Origin of the sequence: Amycolatopsis sp. CA-230715 (assembly GCF_018736145.1) — a bacterium.
GTDB lineage: Bacteria > Actinomycetota > Actinomycetes > Mycobacteriales > Pseudonocardiaceae > Amycolatopsis.
This window is the reverse complement of sequence record NZ_CP059997.1, coordinates 831,317-845,437: the sequence shown is the minus strand read 5'-3', so window position 1 is coordinate 845,437 and position 14,121 is coordinate 831,317. Positions and strand designations below refer to the sequence as shown.

Here is a 14,121-nt window from a genome sequence, read left to right as displayed (position 1 = left end):
GTGACAGACGCGGGTGCAAGGTTCGTAGACTTACTAGCTGTGACGGAGAACGCCCCTGTGCCCCAGACCGACCTTCCGGGTTCGTGGACCCCGGCCGACGAGGAATCCGCGATCTACCAGCGCTGGGTAGACGCCGGCTACTTCACGGCCGACTCAGGTTCGGATCGGCCGCCGTTCTCCGTAGTGATCCCGCCCCCGAACGTGACCGGCTCGCTGCACATCGGCCACGCCTTCGAGCACACGCTCATCGACACCATCACGCGCTACCACCGCATGCTGGGCGAGGAGACGCTGTACCTGCCGGGCATGGACCACGCGAGCATCGCCGTGCACGCGCTCGTGGAGAAGCAGCTGCGCGCGGAGGGCACGAGCCGCCGCGAACTCGGGCGCGAGAAGTTCGTCGAGCGCGTCTGGGAGTGGAAGGCGGAGCACGGCGGGCAGATCCTGGCCCAGATGAAGCGGCTCGGCGAGAGCGTCGACTGGACTCGTGAGCGCTTCACGATGGACGACGGCCTGTCGAAGGCCGTCAACACGATCTTCAAGCGCCTCTACGAGGACGGGCTCATCTACCGGGCGGAGCGGCTGGTCAACTGGTCGCCGGAGCTGCGGTCGGTGCTGTCCGATGCCGAGGTCGACCACGAGGAGGTCGAAGGCGAGCTCGTCTCCATGCGCTACGGCGACGGGGAGAACGCGATCGTCGTGGCCACCACCCGGATGGAGACGATGCTCGGTGACACCGCGGTCGCGGTGCACCCCGACGACGAGCGGTACGCGCACCTCGTCGGCACCGAGGTCGAGCTGCCGCTGACCGGGCGCCGGATCCCGATCGTCGCGGACTCCCATGTGGACCCCGAGTTCGGCACCGGCGCGGTCAAGGTGACGCCAGCGCACGACCCGAACGACTTCGAGATCGGCCAGCGGCACGGCCTGCCGATGCTCACGATCATGGACGAGACGGGCCGCATCGACGGCACCGGAACCGAGTTCGACGGGATGGACCGGTTCGAAGCGCGCGTCGCGGTGCGGGAGAAGCTGCGCGAGCAGGGCCGGATCGTCGCCGAGAAGCGCCCGTACCTGCACAGCGTCGGGCATTCGCAGCGGTCGAAGGAGCCGATCGAGCCGCGGCTTTCGCTGCAGTGGTTCGTTAAGGTCGGCCCGCTGGCGAAGGCCGCCGGTGACGCCGTCCGCGACGGCCGCGTGGCCGTGCACCCGCCGGAGATGGCGAAGCGCTACTTCGACTGGGTCGACAACCTGCACGACTGGTGCATTTCGCGGCAGCTCTGGTGGGGCCACCGCATCCCGGTCTGGTACGGGCCGAACGGCGAAGTCGTGTGCGTCGGCCCGGACGAGGAACCGCCTTCCGGCGAGGGCTGGACCCAGGACGAGGACGTCCTCGACACCTGGTTCTCCTCGGGCCTGTGGCCGTTCTCGACGCTGGGCTGGCCGGAGAAGACCCAGGACCTGGCGAAGTTCTATCCGACCACCGTGCTGGTCACCGGCTACGACATCCTGTTCTTCTGGGTCGTCCGGATGATGATGATGGGCCTGTACGCGATGGACGGCGAGCCGCCGTTCCGCACGATCGCGCTGCACGGCATGGTCCGCGACCAGTTCGGCAAGAAGATGTCGAAGACCGCGGGCAACGGCGTCGATCCGATCGAGTGGATGGACCGCTACGGCACGGACGCGCTGCGGTTCACGCTGACCCGCGGCGCGAACCCCGGTGTCGACGTGCCGATCAGCGAGGAGTGGGTCAACGGCTCGCGCAGCTTCTGCACGAAGCTGTGGAACGCCACCAGGTTCGCGCTGATGAACGGCGCGACCGTGGCGCGAGGGCTGCCGGACGCCGCGGAGTTGACCGAGGCCGACCGCTGGATCCTCGGCAGGCTCGGCGAGGTCGTGTCCGAAGTGGACGGTCAGCTCGCGGACTACCAGTTCGCGAAGAGCACCGAGTCGCTGTACGCGTTCACCTGGAACGAGCTGTGCGACTGGTACCTGGAACTGGCGAAGGTCCAGCTCTACCAAGGTGACGAGAAGACGGTCGAGAACACGCGCGCGGTGCTCGGCCACGTGCTCGACACCGTGCTGCGCCTGCTGCACCCGTTCATCCCGTTCGTCACCGAGCGGCTCTGGGTGGCGCTGACCGGCGGCGAGTCGCTCGTCGTCGCCCAGTGGCCCGCCGCGTCTCCGGAGCGCCGGATCGCGGCGGATCCTGTGGTGAACGCGCGGATCGCCGACGTGCAGAAGCTGGTGACCGAGATCCGCCGGTTCCGGTCCGACCAGGGGTTGAAGCCGAGCCAGAAGGTCGCGGCCCGCCTCGGCGGCCCCGGGTTCGACGAGGTCTCCGGCCACGCCGACGCGGTGTGCTCGCTCGTCCGGCTGACCGCGGCGGAGGACGGCTTCACGCCGGGTGCTTCGCTGGAGGTCGTGCTGGGCTCGGGGACCGCGACGGTGGAGCTGGACCTGTCCGGGGCGATCGACGTCGTGGCGGAGCGCAAGCGGCTGCAGAAGGATCTCGGGGTTGCCGAGAAGGAGCTCAAGCAGACCGAAGCCAAGCTCGGCAACGAAGGATTCCTCGCGAAGGCGCCGGAGAACGTCGTCGAGAAGATTCGCGCGCGTCGCGAAGCCGCCGTCGCCGACATCGACCGCATCAACACCCGCCTGGCCGCGCTGCCTCCCGCCTGACCGCCGTTTGGCAGGCGGCGAGCAGGTGCCGCAGGTGTTCGCCGTGGGCGTCTTCGGCGAACACCAGGTAGGTGCGCATCGTCGGTTCGGGCGCGAAGATCGTGCGGAACGCCACGCCGGGCAGCGCGAGCTGCTCGGCGTGGTTCGCGTAGAAGACCGTCCAGGCGGGCTTCCCGTACGCGATGGTCGCGAGGACGTCCTGCGCCGTGGTGAACTCGGCGCCGAGCGTCGGCTCGAACCCGGCTTCACGGCAGGACGACAGCACCAAATCGCGCAACGGCGGGTTGATTTCCGGCGAGGGCAGGCGAAGCGGCAGCTCGTCCAGTTCGGACAGTCGGATTTTTTGGTGCTGGGCCAACGGATTCCCGGCCGGGAGTGCCGCGACGAGCCCGTCTGTCCACAATGGCTCGAAGTGCAGCCGTTCCGACGGCCAGCTCCCGCGCACGAGCGTCGCGTCCAACTCGCCCGAGCGGACCAGCTTCAACCGCTCGGCCGTCGGCGGGCGCAGCAGCTCGACATGGGCTTGCGGCGCCAGCTTCGCGAACTCGGCCAGTACGAGGTCGAGCCGCGGCCCGAGACCGGAGGTGGTGCCGAGCCGAATCGTGGCGGCCTGCTCGGCGCGAAACCCCGCCATCGCCTCGATCGCGCTGTCCTCGGCGGCGATGATCGCGCGGGCGTGCGGCAGGAACCGGGCGCCCGCCTCGGTCAGCCGCACGGTGCGCGTGGTCCGGTCGAACAACGCCACGCCCAGCTCGCGTTCGAGCCGTCTGACCTGCTGGCTCACCGCGGGCTGCACGATGTGCAGCCGCTCGGCCGCGCGCCCGAAGTGCAGCTCGTTGGCCACGGTCAGGAAGTACCGCAGCTGCCTCAGCTCCACCCGGGCAGATTACCGCAGCTCAGGGCGTTCGTCGCGAAGCTCGCATGCCCCGAAGGTGACCTTCAGGGCATCTAGCGCCCCGAAGGTCACCTTCGGGGCATCGGTAGCCGAGCCGCGCGACCACGAGGGGTCGCCGGGCTCACCCTCCGGCCCGCTCGCGCCGTTTCATCACGAGTCGTGATCAGTGCGAGTGCTGATCGCTGCTTGGTGCGGCCCCTTCACCGCGGTTGGCTGGAGTCAGCGTGAAAGGGGATTTCGATGGCGTACCAACGGGTGCGGGACATTTCGCTGTACTACGAGGACGAAGGGGAGGGGCGGCCGCTGCTCCTGCTCCACGGGTGGGGGACCAGCGGCAGGACGTGGCACGCGCAGCTCGCCGATCTGGTGCGCGACCACCGCGTGGTCACGGTGGACTGGCGCGGGTGCGGCCGCAGCGACCGCCCGGCACGCGGCAACACGGCCGCGAACGTGGTCGCGGATCTGGCGGAGTTCGTCGACGCGCTGGGCCTTCGCGGCGCGGTCGTCGTCGGGTCGTCGATCGGGGCGACGTTCGCCACGGAGCTGGCCCTGCGGCACCCCGATCGCGTCGGCGGTGTCGTCGCGGTCGGCGGGCCCGCCTACTGGCCGTCGGCGGGGATGACGGATCTGGTGCGCTCCCTGCGCGTGGACCTGGTCGCCGATCGCCCCGGCACCCTCTCGGGGTGGGTGCCGAAGTGGTTCGCGCCGGGGACTTCGCCCGCGACGATCGACTGGACGATCCGGCAGATCCTCGACTCCGGCGTCTACATCGACGAACTGCTCACCGAGAGCACCGGGTACGACCCGCGCCCGTCGCTTCCCTCGCTCGAAGTCCCGATCGGCTACGTCCACGGGCGGCTGGACACCGAAATCCCGCTCGAAGTGGCGAAGGACTGCGCGTCTCGCACGCCCGGCGCGGAGCTGATCGTGCTCGAAAGCGGGCATATGCCGCCGCTCGAAACACCGGCCGAGTTCACCGAAGCGCTCCGCACCCTGATCCGCTGAGAGGACACCATGCCCACCACCACCGTTCCGCTTTCCGGCGGCGAGGCCCACGTCCACTACGAACGTTCGGGAGAGGGGCCCGGCCTCGTGCTGGTGCACGGCACGGCGGCCAGTTCGGCGCAGTGGCTCCCGCTCGCGAACGCGCTGTCGGATCGCTTCACCGTGGTCGTCCCCGACCTGTCGGGCTCCGGGGCGACCACCGACCACGGCGGCCCGCTCACGATCGAGGATCTGGCCGCGGAGGTGCTCGCCGTCGCCGGGCACGCCGGTCTCGGTTCCTTCCACCTCGCGGGGCATTCGATGGGCGCGGTCGTCGCCGCGCACGTCGCCGCCACACGTCCGGAAACGGTGCTGTCACTGGCGATGCACGCGGGCTGGGTCAAGACCGGCACCAGGATGGCCGCCGAGTTCCGGTCGTGGATCGCGACGCTGCGGGCGGACGCGGAGCACGGCACGACGCTGTTCGCGAGGTTGCTGCCGCTCATGGCGTTCGGGCCAGGTTACTGGGCCACCACGACGGACGAGGCGAACGAAGCGCTCGTGGAACAGCTCACCGCGGTCGTCGAACCGGGCGCGATCCGGCACACCGAAGTGGACCTGGGCGTCGACCTCACGCCGCTGCTCGGCCGGATCACCGCACCGGCGCTGGTGCTGGGCAGCGCGCACGACCGCCTCATCGACGCGGCGCAGCAGCGCGAGCTGGTGTCGCGGATCGCGGGCGCGCGCTACGCCGAACTGGACGCCGGGCACGGTGCTCCGGCAGAAGTCCCCGAAGCGTTCGGCGAAGCGCTCGCCTCCTTTTTCGACAGTCAGCGCCTCGCGGCGGCCAGCGCGCGGTAGAGCACGCTCGCGACGCCTTCCATCCCGGCGCGGAACGGGTGGTACTGCGCGGCTGCGAAGATGTTCAGGTCCTTCCCGTTGATCCACGCGGCACCGTCCGGCGCGCACGCGTCGTGCCCGAGTGACGGGGTGTAAGTGTCCACATAGGACGAACTTCCGTCGTCGGCGACGGCATCGGAAACGGCTTGGTTGAGCGCTTCTTCGATGCTGTTGAGCCAGGCGTAGTCGCCGTCGGCGAACGGCAGGATGTCCGGGCAGTACCCGGTGGCCGGTGCGATCCGCGGGTAGCCGACCGCGAGCACCTTCGCCCGCGGCGACCGCGCGTGGATCCCGGCGAGCACCTCGGCGATCCTCGGCCGGATCTTCGCGGCCGTGACCTTCATGGTGTCGACACCGTCCACGGTGAACTTCCGCTGGCACGGGTTGCCGGTCGGGTCGCCTGCCCGCAGCTTCGGGCAGGCGCTGATCAGGGTGCCGAAGAGGTTGAAGTCGTTGCCGCCGATGCCGACGGTGACCAGGTCGGTGTTCGCGCGCAGCGCGTTGAACTGCGGCGGATTCGAGCCGAGCGGCACGCTCTGCGAGGTCGTCATGTTCGCGGTGGCCGCGCCGCCGCAGCTGACGTCGGTGAACGAAGCGGTGTCGAGCTTGCGCGACAGCAGCGACGGGTAGTTGTTGGTGGACCGCGCGCAGCCGAGCGGATCGAGGCGCATCAACGGGATGAACGGGCCGGAGGTGTAGGAATCGCCCAAGGCGACGTAGCGGACCGGCTCGGCCGCGGACGCCGCGCTCGCGGTGCCGGTGAACAGTGCGGCCACCGCGGCAACGGCGGCGATCGGAAGACCCGTGCGACGACGCATGTGCACCCCTCAATGTGTTTCGAGTTGTGCCTCGTTCATAGCCGCCGCGGACCGGATGGAGGTGCCCCCAAACGGGTACCGTGCGTGATCGTCACCCGCCCGTGTTGTTTCCCGCGATGGCCACAGTGGATGCGTACGGGGCGCGCCGGAGTCACCGTGCACCGCGACGTAGACTCGACAACGTCCGTGAACAGGCATGAGTTGGGAGCGCGGGTGCCGCGAGGGAAGTCCGATGAGCCGTTCGACGAGCCGGTGCGGAACGGACACGAACCGGACCTCGCCGATCCCGGCAGCTTCGCCGGGGTCGACGAGCTGGGCGTGCACGACGACCCGGAGGGCGCCTTCACCAGCGAGGACCGCGCCTTCACCGCGGGCGGCGGGGCCTCCGGCGGGATCGGCGGCATCGGTCAGCTCGGGGACAACCTGGCGCTCGGCCCGGTCCCGGATCTGCGGCCCGGCGACGGCGACGTGCACGAGCTCGACGACGAGGGCGAGCGGGAAGCCCCGATCGGCCAGGAGCAGGCGCGCCGCGAGCTGATGGCGGTCGAGGCCGAGCTGAACCAGCGGTGGCCCGAGACGAAGATCGAGCCGTCGCTGTCCCGCATCTCCGCGCTCGTCACCGTGCTCGGCGAGCCGCACAAGGGCTATCCCGTCGTGCAGGTCGCCGGCACGAACGGCAAGGGCTCGACGGCCCGCATGATCGACGCGCTGATGAGCAGGATGGGCCTGCGCGTCGGCCGGTACACCAGCCCGCACCTGCAGCTCGTCACCGAGCGCATCGCGATCGACGGGCAGCCGGTGCCCGCCGCGCGGTATGTGGAGCTCTACCGCGACATCGCGCCCTACGTGTCCATGGTGGACGGTGCGGCCGGGCCGGGGGAGCCCGCGCTCAGCAAGTTCGAGGTGCTCACCGGGATGGCGTTCGCGGCGTTCGCCGACGCACCGGTCGAGGCTGCGGTCGTCGAAGTCGGCCTCGGTGGCACGTGGGACGCGACGAACGTGGTCGAAGCGGACGTCGCGGTGATCACCCCCGTCGGGATCGACCACGTCGAGTACCTCGGCAGCGAGCTGGCCGGGATCGCGAAGGAGAAGGCGGGCATCATCAAGCCCGGCTCGGTCGCGGTCATCGCCGAGCAGGAGCCCGAGGCGCAGCGCGTCCTGCTGGAACGCGCGGTCGAGGTGGACGCGACGGTGGCGCGCGCGGGCAGCGAGTTCGGGGTGCTCGAACGCGAGGTCGCGGTCGGCGGCCAGCTGCTGAAACTGCAGGGCCTCGGCGGCGTGTACGACGAGATCTTCCTTCCGCTGCACGGCGCGCACCAGGCGGCCAACGCCGCGCTCGCGCTGGCGGCGGTGGAGGCGTTCTTCGGCGCGGGCAAGGACCGCCAGCTCGTGCTCGAAGCCGTGCGCGAGGGGTTCGCGGAGGTCGAAGAACCCGGGCGGCTCGAACACGTGCGCGCCGCCCCGACCGTGCTGCTCGACGCGGCGCACAACGAACACGGGGCCAAGGCGCTCGCGACAGCCATCGCCGACGAGTTCGCGTTCCGCAAGCTCGCGGCCGTGGTCGGGGTGATGGCGGACAAGGACGCGCGCGGCATCCTGGAGGCGCTCGAACCGGTCGTCTCCGAGATCGTGGTGACGCGCAACAGTTCTCCGCGCGCGATGCCGCTCGAAGAGCTGAACGCCATCGCGATCACCGTGTTCGGCGAGGAGCGCGTCGTGGCCGAGTCCAGTTTGGACGCCGCGGTGGAGACCGCGATCGGGCTCGTCGAGCAGGGCGACGATCCCGAGGAGCCCCTTGCCGGTGGCGGCGTGCTGATCACCGGATCGGTCGTCACGGCAGGCGAGGCTCGGACGCTTTTCGGTAAGGAGCCGGTGTGACCGAGGTGAAGCCGCCCGCGAAGGACCCGATGAAGGGATTCCGCGGGGTGCAGTCCGGGGCGCTGATCCTGGAGGCGATCACGGTGGCGCTGGCACTGCCGGTGATCGCGCAGTTCGGCGGCGGGATCGGCAGCGGCAAGGGCTGGATCGTGATCGGCCTCGCGGTCGCGCTGGTGGCGTGCTGCTGGATCATCAAGCGGCCGTGGGCGGTGCCGGTGGTGCTCGTGCTCCAGCTCGGGCTCATCGCGTTCTTCTTCGCGGTGCCCGCGATCGCGGTGATCGGCGTGGTGTTCCTGTGCATCTGGCTGTGGCTGGTGTGGCTGCGCCGCGACGTGGCGAAGCGGATGGCCGAGGGAAGGCTGCCCAGCCAGCAGGTGTGAGCGTTCACTCGGGCGACGCCCCGAGTTGGCCTGGCGGCCGTCACCGGCGGATAGAACCGCGCCATGACCGAACCCCACCACACCCGCAGGACGCTGTTCAAGGCGAGTGCGCTCGCCGCGGGGCTCGTCCTCCCCGGCACCGCGAGCGCCGCCGCCTTCGTCCGCCGCGATCGCCCCGCGCTCACCCACGGCGTGCAGGCGGGCGACGTCACCGCCGGTTCCGCGATCGTCTGGTCCCGCGCCGACCGCCCGTCGCGGCTGATCGTCGAAATCGCCCGCGACGCGACGTTCCGGCATGCGCGCCGGGTGTGCGGGCCGGTGCTGAGCCCCGCCACGGGCGGCACCGGGAAGGTCCGGATCCCCGCGCTGCCACCGGGCACCGAGCTGCACTACCGCGTGACCGCGGAGGACCTCGACGGCCGCGCCGCGAGTGAACCGCTGACCGGCCGGTTCCGCACCGCCCCGCTCGGCCGCCGCGACGTGCGGTTCCTCTGGTCCGGTGACGTCGTGGGCCAGAACTACGGGATCAACCCCGAGCGCGGCGGCATGACCATCTATTCGGCGATGGCCGATCGCGAGCCGGACTTCTTCCTGCACAGCGGCGACACCGTCTACGCCGACGGGCCGCTGACTGAAACGGTGACGCTGCCGGGCGGGCGGACCTGGCGCAACATCGTGACGCCCGCCAAGTCGAAGGTCGCGGAGACGCTCGACGAGTACCGCGGCCAGTTCGCCTACAACCTGATGGACGAGCACCTGCGCCGGTTCGCCGCCACGGTGCCGAGCTACGTCCAGTGGGACGACCACGAGGTCGTCAACAACTGGTACCCGGGTGAGATCCTCAACGACCGCCCGGAGTACACCGAAAAGCGCGTGGACGTGTTGCAGCCGCGCGCGTTCCAGGCTTTCCACGAATGGCACCCGATCGACCGGCGCGCCGCGGTGGACGGCCGCGTGTACCGCAATTTCCGCTACGGCACGCGCGCCGAGATCTTCGTGCTGGACATGCGGACCTACCGCGACGCCAACACCTCCGACCGGACGAAGCCGGGCCACATCCTCGGGCAGGCGCAGGCCAGTTGGCTGGTCGACGCGCTCGCTCGCAGCACCGCGACGTGGAAGATCGTGCAGGCCGACATGCCGATCGGGCTGGTGGTGCCGGACGGGAAGGACATCGAAGCCGTCGCGAACGGGCTGCCGGGCGCGCCGGGCGGGCGGGAGGCCGAGCTGGCGTGGGTGCTGCGCGAGATCTCGCGGCGCCGGGTGCGCAACGTGGTGTGGCTGACCGCGGACGTGCACTACACCGCGGCGCACCACTACTCGCCCGACCGCGCCGCGTTCACCGAATTCGACCCGTTCTGGGAGTTCGTGTCGGGCCCGCTCAACGCGGGCGCGTTCGGTCCCAACGCGCTCGACCCGACCTTCGGCCCGGAGGCCGTTTTCGTGCACGCGCCGCCGGTGCAGAACACCTCGCCCGCCGACGGCTACCAGCACTTCGGGGAGATCTCCATCGACGGCGGCAGCGGCGAGCTGACCGTCGATCTGCGCGACGCGTCGGGTGCTTCGCTGTGGTCGAAGACCCTGCGCCCGCAGCGGTGAGGAACGCATCAGTAGGCTCTTCGCCACAAACCCGAAATAAACCGTGGACTTCTCCCCGGGAAATCGAAGGAGTTCTACCGTCGTGACTGAACGCACCCTGGTTCTGGTCAAGCCCGATGGCGTCAAGCGCGGCCTCGTCGGCGAGGTCATCTCGCGCATCGAAGCCAAGGGGCTCACCCTGGCCGCGCTGGAGCTGCGCACCGTCGAACGGTCCGTCGCCGAGGAGCACTACGCCGAGCACAAGGACAAGCCGTTCTTCGGCGACCTCCTCGAGTTCATCACCTCCGGCCCGCTGGTCGCGATCGCGGTCGAAGGCCCGCGCGCGATCGCCGCGTTCCGCCAGCTCGCCGGCGGCACGGACCCGGTCGAGAAGGCGACGCCCGGCACCATCCGCGGCGACTACGCGCTGGAGACCCAGTTCAACCTGGTGCACGGCTCCGACTCGCCGGAGTCCGCCGAGCGCGAACTGAAGCTCTGGTTCTGAGTTTTTTATCGCGTGTCAAAATTTGCGCTGCCGGGGGCGCGGCTGTCCGACTGACCCGCCGGTTGGTCGCGTTGGCGCCCCCGCCATCGCGAATTTAGAGGGCCTGGCGGCCCTGCACGCGACTTGAACGCCTCCCCGGCGCGCTGCGCGCACCGGGGAGGCCGGGCGCGTGGCTGGCTTGGCAATGGCCGGGCCTCCGGCCCGGACTTCGCCGTTCGGCGTTCTCGCTCGCGAGCGAGAGTGTGGCGGGTCGGAGTGGTTCAAGCGAGGCCGACTTCGTCGAGGATGGCGAGGATCGCGGACAGCTCCGTGTCGTTCAGGGGGGCCAGCGGGGGCAGTGTCGTCGCGTTGGCGATGACGCCGCGTGCCGCGAGGGCGGCCTTGAACGAGCCCAGCGCGCCCGCCGTGTGCCCGATCCGGCCCCGGTCGGCGACGGCGGTGATGTCGAACAGCCGCGCCAGCCGGTCCTGTTCGGCGGCGGCCGCGGTGCGGTCGCCGGATTTCGCGGCCTCGTACAGCCGGACGTACCCGTGCGGATCGATGTTGCCGAGCCCCGGCACGATCCCCGCCGCGCCGAGCGCCACCGCGCTGTCGGCGAACAGCTCGGAGCCGGTGAACGCCGGGAATCCCGGTGCCTCGCGCAGGATCCGCCGGAAACCGGCGAAGTCCCCGCTGGAGTCCTTCGCCGCGACGACCGTTCCCGACGCGGCGAGTTCGCACACCACCTCGGCGCCGACCGGGACCGCTGTCGCGCTGGGAATGTCATACGCGACAATGGGAACGTCGATCGCGGCGTGCACCGCCTGGAAGTGCGCGACGATCTCCGCCGGGTGCGGGCGGACGTAGAACGGTGACGTCACCACGACGGCGTCGGCGCCGGTTTCCTGCGCGCGCTTCGCCTGCTCGACGACGCGGAGCGTGCCCGTGTCGATCGCGCCGGCGAGCACGGGCACCGCGCCCGCGACGACGCCGACGGCGACGTCCAGCGCGGCGCGCTGCCGTTCGCCGTCGAGCAGCGCGACCTCACCGGTGGAGCCGCCGAGGAACACCCCGTGCACCCCGGCGTCGAGCTGGAACGCGACGAGCTTTTCCAGCGAGTGCCGGTCCACGTCGCCGTCGTCGCCGATCGGGGTGACCAGCGGTGGGATGACGCCGTGCAACTCACTGTCCATTCCGGACTGTCCTTTCGGGAGTGGCGAGCGCGGGCGCGCCCGAGTCGATGTGGAGTGCGCGGCCGAGCCGCGCGGGCAGGTCGAACCCGACGACGAGCGCGACGACCAGGGTGAGCCCGCCGGCCAGCACGGTCAGCGCGGTGCCGAGCCCGCCGATACCGGACGCGATCGCGGTACCGGCGAGCGGGGCGACCGCGCCGCCGAGCGCGCCGACGTTGTAGGAGAACCCGAGGCCCGCCGCGCGGAGCCGGGTGGGGAAGTGGTCGCCGATGTACTTCGGCAGCAGGCCCGAGATCCCGGAACTGGTGGCCTGCATGGCGAACAGCAGGATCCACAGCAGCACGATGTTCCCGGCGGGCAGCGCGAACGCCGGGAACACGAACAGCAACGACACCACGAGCCCGAGGACGTACGCCCGCCGCGTGCCGAGCTTGTCGCCCAGCACGCCCGCGAGGCACGAGCCCGCCGCATACCCGAGCCCCGCCCAGGTCAGCGCCGTGGAAACCTGGCCGGCGCTGTACCCGAGATCGCTCTTGAGATAGGTCGGCAGCAGGGACTGGATGGGCCACGAGTAGAGGAACGCGGCGAAGACGGTGGCCATGATCGCGAGCATCACCGGCCACGACCGCCCGGCGAGTTGGACGGCGAAGGCGGCGAAACCGAGCACGACGAGCACGGTCAGCCACGCGCCGTAACCGCCGCTGTGTTCGCTGAAGAGCAGCACCAGCGCCACCGACAGCACCACCGCGAGCGCCGCGTTCGGCAGCCTTCGCTTGGGGGAGAACAGGATCGACGACGTCGTCACGTCGGTGCGCCCGGCGACCTGTTCGGACCATTCGCGCGCTTCCGGCAGCGAGCGGCGGAGGTAGAGGGTCAGCGCGATCGGGACCAGGCCGAGGTAGAACAGCCAGCGCCAGTTCAGGTTCGGCACGACGACGCCGTAGGCGAGCGCGGCCAGCACGGTGCCGACCGGGTAGGCGGACAGCAGGAAACCGGTGGCGCGGTTGCGCATCTTCGGCGGCCACGACTCCATCACGTAGGTCGCGCTGGTGCCGTACTCGCCCGCCATGCCGAGCCCGACGAGAACCCGGAAGGCGAACAGGGACCAGTACCCCCACGAGAACCCGCACAGCGCGCTGCCGACCGAGAAGGTCACGATCGACGCGATCATCGCGGGTTTGCGGCCGAAGTGGTCGCCGATGGCGCCGAGCACCAGGCCGCCGAGCCACCGCGACACGAAAGCGGCCGAGACGAGCGTCGCCGCCTGAGCCTTCGAGATCCCGAAGTCGGCCTGGATTTCGGTGAGCACGAGCGTGATCAGGATGAAGTCGAACCCGTCGAGCAGATAGCCGAGCCACGCGGCGAAGAACGCCTTGTGCTGCTCGCGGGGCAGATGCCGGAACGAGGGGGCGGGTGGTGGCGTCGGCGACACTGCCATGCCTGGACCTCCAGGGATACTGGACATAGGATGTCCTATGTCTGAGCGACGATAACCCGGGGAAACGGGGGAGGCAATGGTGGTTCGCCTGCGCTCGCAGGGTGGTGAGCAGCCGGGACGCTCCGGCGGCGCGCGCGCCAACCAGCTCGCGCTGCAGGAGGCGATCAAGGAGCTGATCGTCCGGCGCGGCCTCGAACCCGGCTCGCTCCTGCCGACCGAGCAAGTGCTGGCGCACGAGCTCGAAGTCAGCAGGCACCCGCTGCGCGAAGCGATGAAAGCACTGGAGGCGCTGGGGATCGTCGACATCCGGCACGGCTACGGCACGTACGTCGGCTCGGTCTCCCTCGGCGGTCTCGAAGCGGGCCTCGCCTTTCGCAGCGCGCGGTCGATCAACGGCGACCTGTCGGACATCCGCGATCTCCTCGAAGTCCGGGAAGTCCTCGAAACCGGGCTGGTCGCCCGCGTGCTCGACCAGTTCGACCAGATCGACCTGCCCGCACTCGAAGAGGCCGTCGCGGAGATGGAACGGCACGCCGCCGACGGCGAATACTCGCCGGACGCGGACTGGCGGTTCCACGAAACCCTGTACCAGCCGCTCGGCAACGCGCTCGTGCTCGACCTGCTTCGCGTGTTCTGGCGCGTCTTCCACGCGATGGACGGCGACCTGCCGCGCGAACAGGCCGCCCCGGAGGTCATCGCGTCGTGGCACCGGGACATCCTCGAAGCGCTTCGCAGCCGGGAAGAACCCGCGCTGCGCAGGGCGATCGGCGTCCACTTCCACGCGATCCGCACGCGCGTCGGTTAATCGCTCGTGTTTTGTCAGGGGTAGGTCCTACTGTCGGTTTCGTGGAGAGCGAGACAGCGGGGGCGCCGGGGGTGGTCGGCGCC

Annotated in this window: 12 protein-coding genes; 8 read left to right on the top strand and 4 right to left on the bottom strand. The window is 70.3% G+C overall.

Annotated elements, in window-relative coordinates:
* Positions 1–39: 39 nt before the first annotated feature.
* On the top strand, positions 40–2,685 hold the full coding sequence (locus tag HUW46_RS04045) for a valine--tRNA ligase (protein ID WP_215545985.1): 2,646 nt from the start codon (positions 40–42) through the stop codon (positions 2,683–2,685).
* Here HUW46_RS04045 and HUW46_RS04040 read toward each other — a convergent pair.
* Positions 2,651–3,562, bottom strand: a complete 912-nt coding sequence (locus tag HUW46_RS04040) for a LysR substrate-binding domain-containing protein (protein ID WP_215545984.1) — start codon at positions 3,560–3,562, stop codon at positions 2,651–2,653. The genes HUW46_RS04045 and HUW46_RS04040 overlap by 35 nt on opposite strands.
* 258 nt (positions 3,563–3,820) lie before the next feature.
* On the opposite strand from HUW46_RS04040, the gene HUW46_RS04035 reads away from it, so the two are divergent.
* Complete coding sequence (locus HUW46_RS04035; RefSeq protein ID WP_215545983.1) at positions 3,821–4,585, top strand: alpha/beta fold hydrolase; 765 nt, start codon at positions 3,821–3,823, stop codon at positions 4,583–4,585.
* Positions 4,586–4,594: 9 nt separating this feature from the next.
* Positions 4,595–5,425 (top strand): alpha/beta fold hydrolase, encoded by an 831-nt coding sequence (locus tag HUW46_RS04030; protein ID WP_215545982.1) that lies wholly within the window; start codon positions 4,595–4,597, stop codon positions 5,423–5,425.
* On the opposite strand, the gene HUW46_RS04025 is transcribed toward HUW46_RS04030, so the two are convergent.
* On the bottom strand, positions 5,395–6,282 hold the full coding sequence (locus HUW46_RS04025; RefSeq protein ID WP_215545981.1) for an SGNH/GDSL hydrolase family protein: 888 nt from the start codon (positions 6,280–6,282) through the stop codon (positions 5,395–5,397). The two genes, HUW46_RS04030 and HUW46_RS04025, sit on opposite strands and share 31 nt — an antisense overlap.
* A 213-nt stretch (positions 6,283–6,495) precedes the next feature.
* On the opposite strand from HUW46_RS04025, the gene folC reads away from it, so the two are divergent.
* The 4 genes from folC (at position 6,496) to ndk (ending at position 10,623) form a co-directional block, all read left to right on the top strand.
* On the top strand, positions 6,496–8,160 hold the full coding sequence (gene folC / locus HUW46_RS04020) for a bifunctional tetrahydrofolate synthase/dihydrofolate synthase (RefSeq protein ID WP_305860030.1): 1,665 nt from the start codon (positions 6,496–6,498) through the stop codon (positions 8,158–8,160).
* A 29-nt stretch (positions 8,161–8,189) separates the two neighbouring features.
* A complete protein-coding gene (locus HUW46_RS04015) occupies positions 8,190–8,540 on the top strand; it encodes a DUF4233 domain-containing protein (RefSeq protein ID WP_215549655.1) in 351 nt (116 codons plus the stop codon).
* A 63-nt stretch (positions 8,541–8,603) separates the two neighbouring features.
* A complete protein-coding gene (locus HUW46_RS04010) occupies positions 8,604–10,139 on the top strand; it encodes an alkaline phosphatase D family protein (protein WP_215545980.1) in 1,536 nt (511 codons plus the stop codon).
* An 82-nt stretch (positions 10,140–10,221) separates the two neighbouring features.
* On the top strand, positions 10,222–10,623 hold the full coding sequence (gene ndk, locus HUW46_RS04005) for a nucleoside-diphosphate kinase (RefSeq protein ID WP_215545979.1): 402 nt from the start codon (positions 10,222–10,224) through the stop codon (positions 10,621–10,623).
* Positions 10,624–10,883: 260 nt separating this feature from the next.
* Here ndk and HUW46_RS04000 read toward each other — a convergent pair whose 3' ends face one another.
* Positions 10,884–11,795, bottom strand: coding sequence for a dihydrodipicolinate synthase family protein (locus HUW46_RS04000; protein ID WP_215545978.1), 912 nt, complete (start codon positions 11,793–11,795; stop codon positions 10,884–10,886).
* Positions 11,785–13,227, bottom strand: a complete 1,443-nt coding sequence (locus HUW46_RS03995) for a sialate:H+ symport family MFS transporter (protein WP_215549654.1) — start codon at positions 13,225–13,227, stop codon at positions 11,785–11,787. Before HUW46_RS03995 ends, HUW46_RS04000 begins: the two co-directional genes overlap by 11 nt.
* Positions 13,228–13,309: 82 nt before the next feature.
* On the opposite strand from HUW46_RS03995, the gene HUW46_RS03990 reads away from it, so the two are divergent.
* On the top strand, positions 13,310–14,038 hold the full coding sequence (locus HUW46_RS03990) for a FadR/GntR family transcriptional regulator (protein ID WP_215545977.1): 729 nt from the start codon (positions 13,310–13,312) through the stop codon (positions 14,036–14,038).
* Positions 14,039–14,121: the final 83 nt, after the last annotated feature.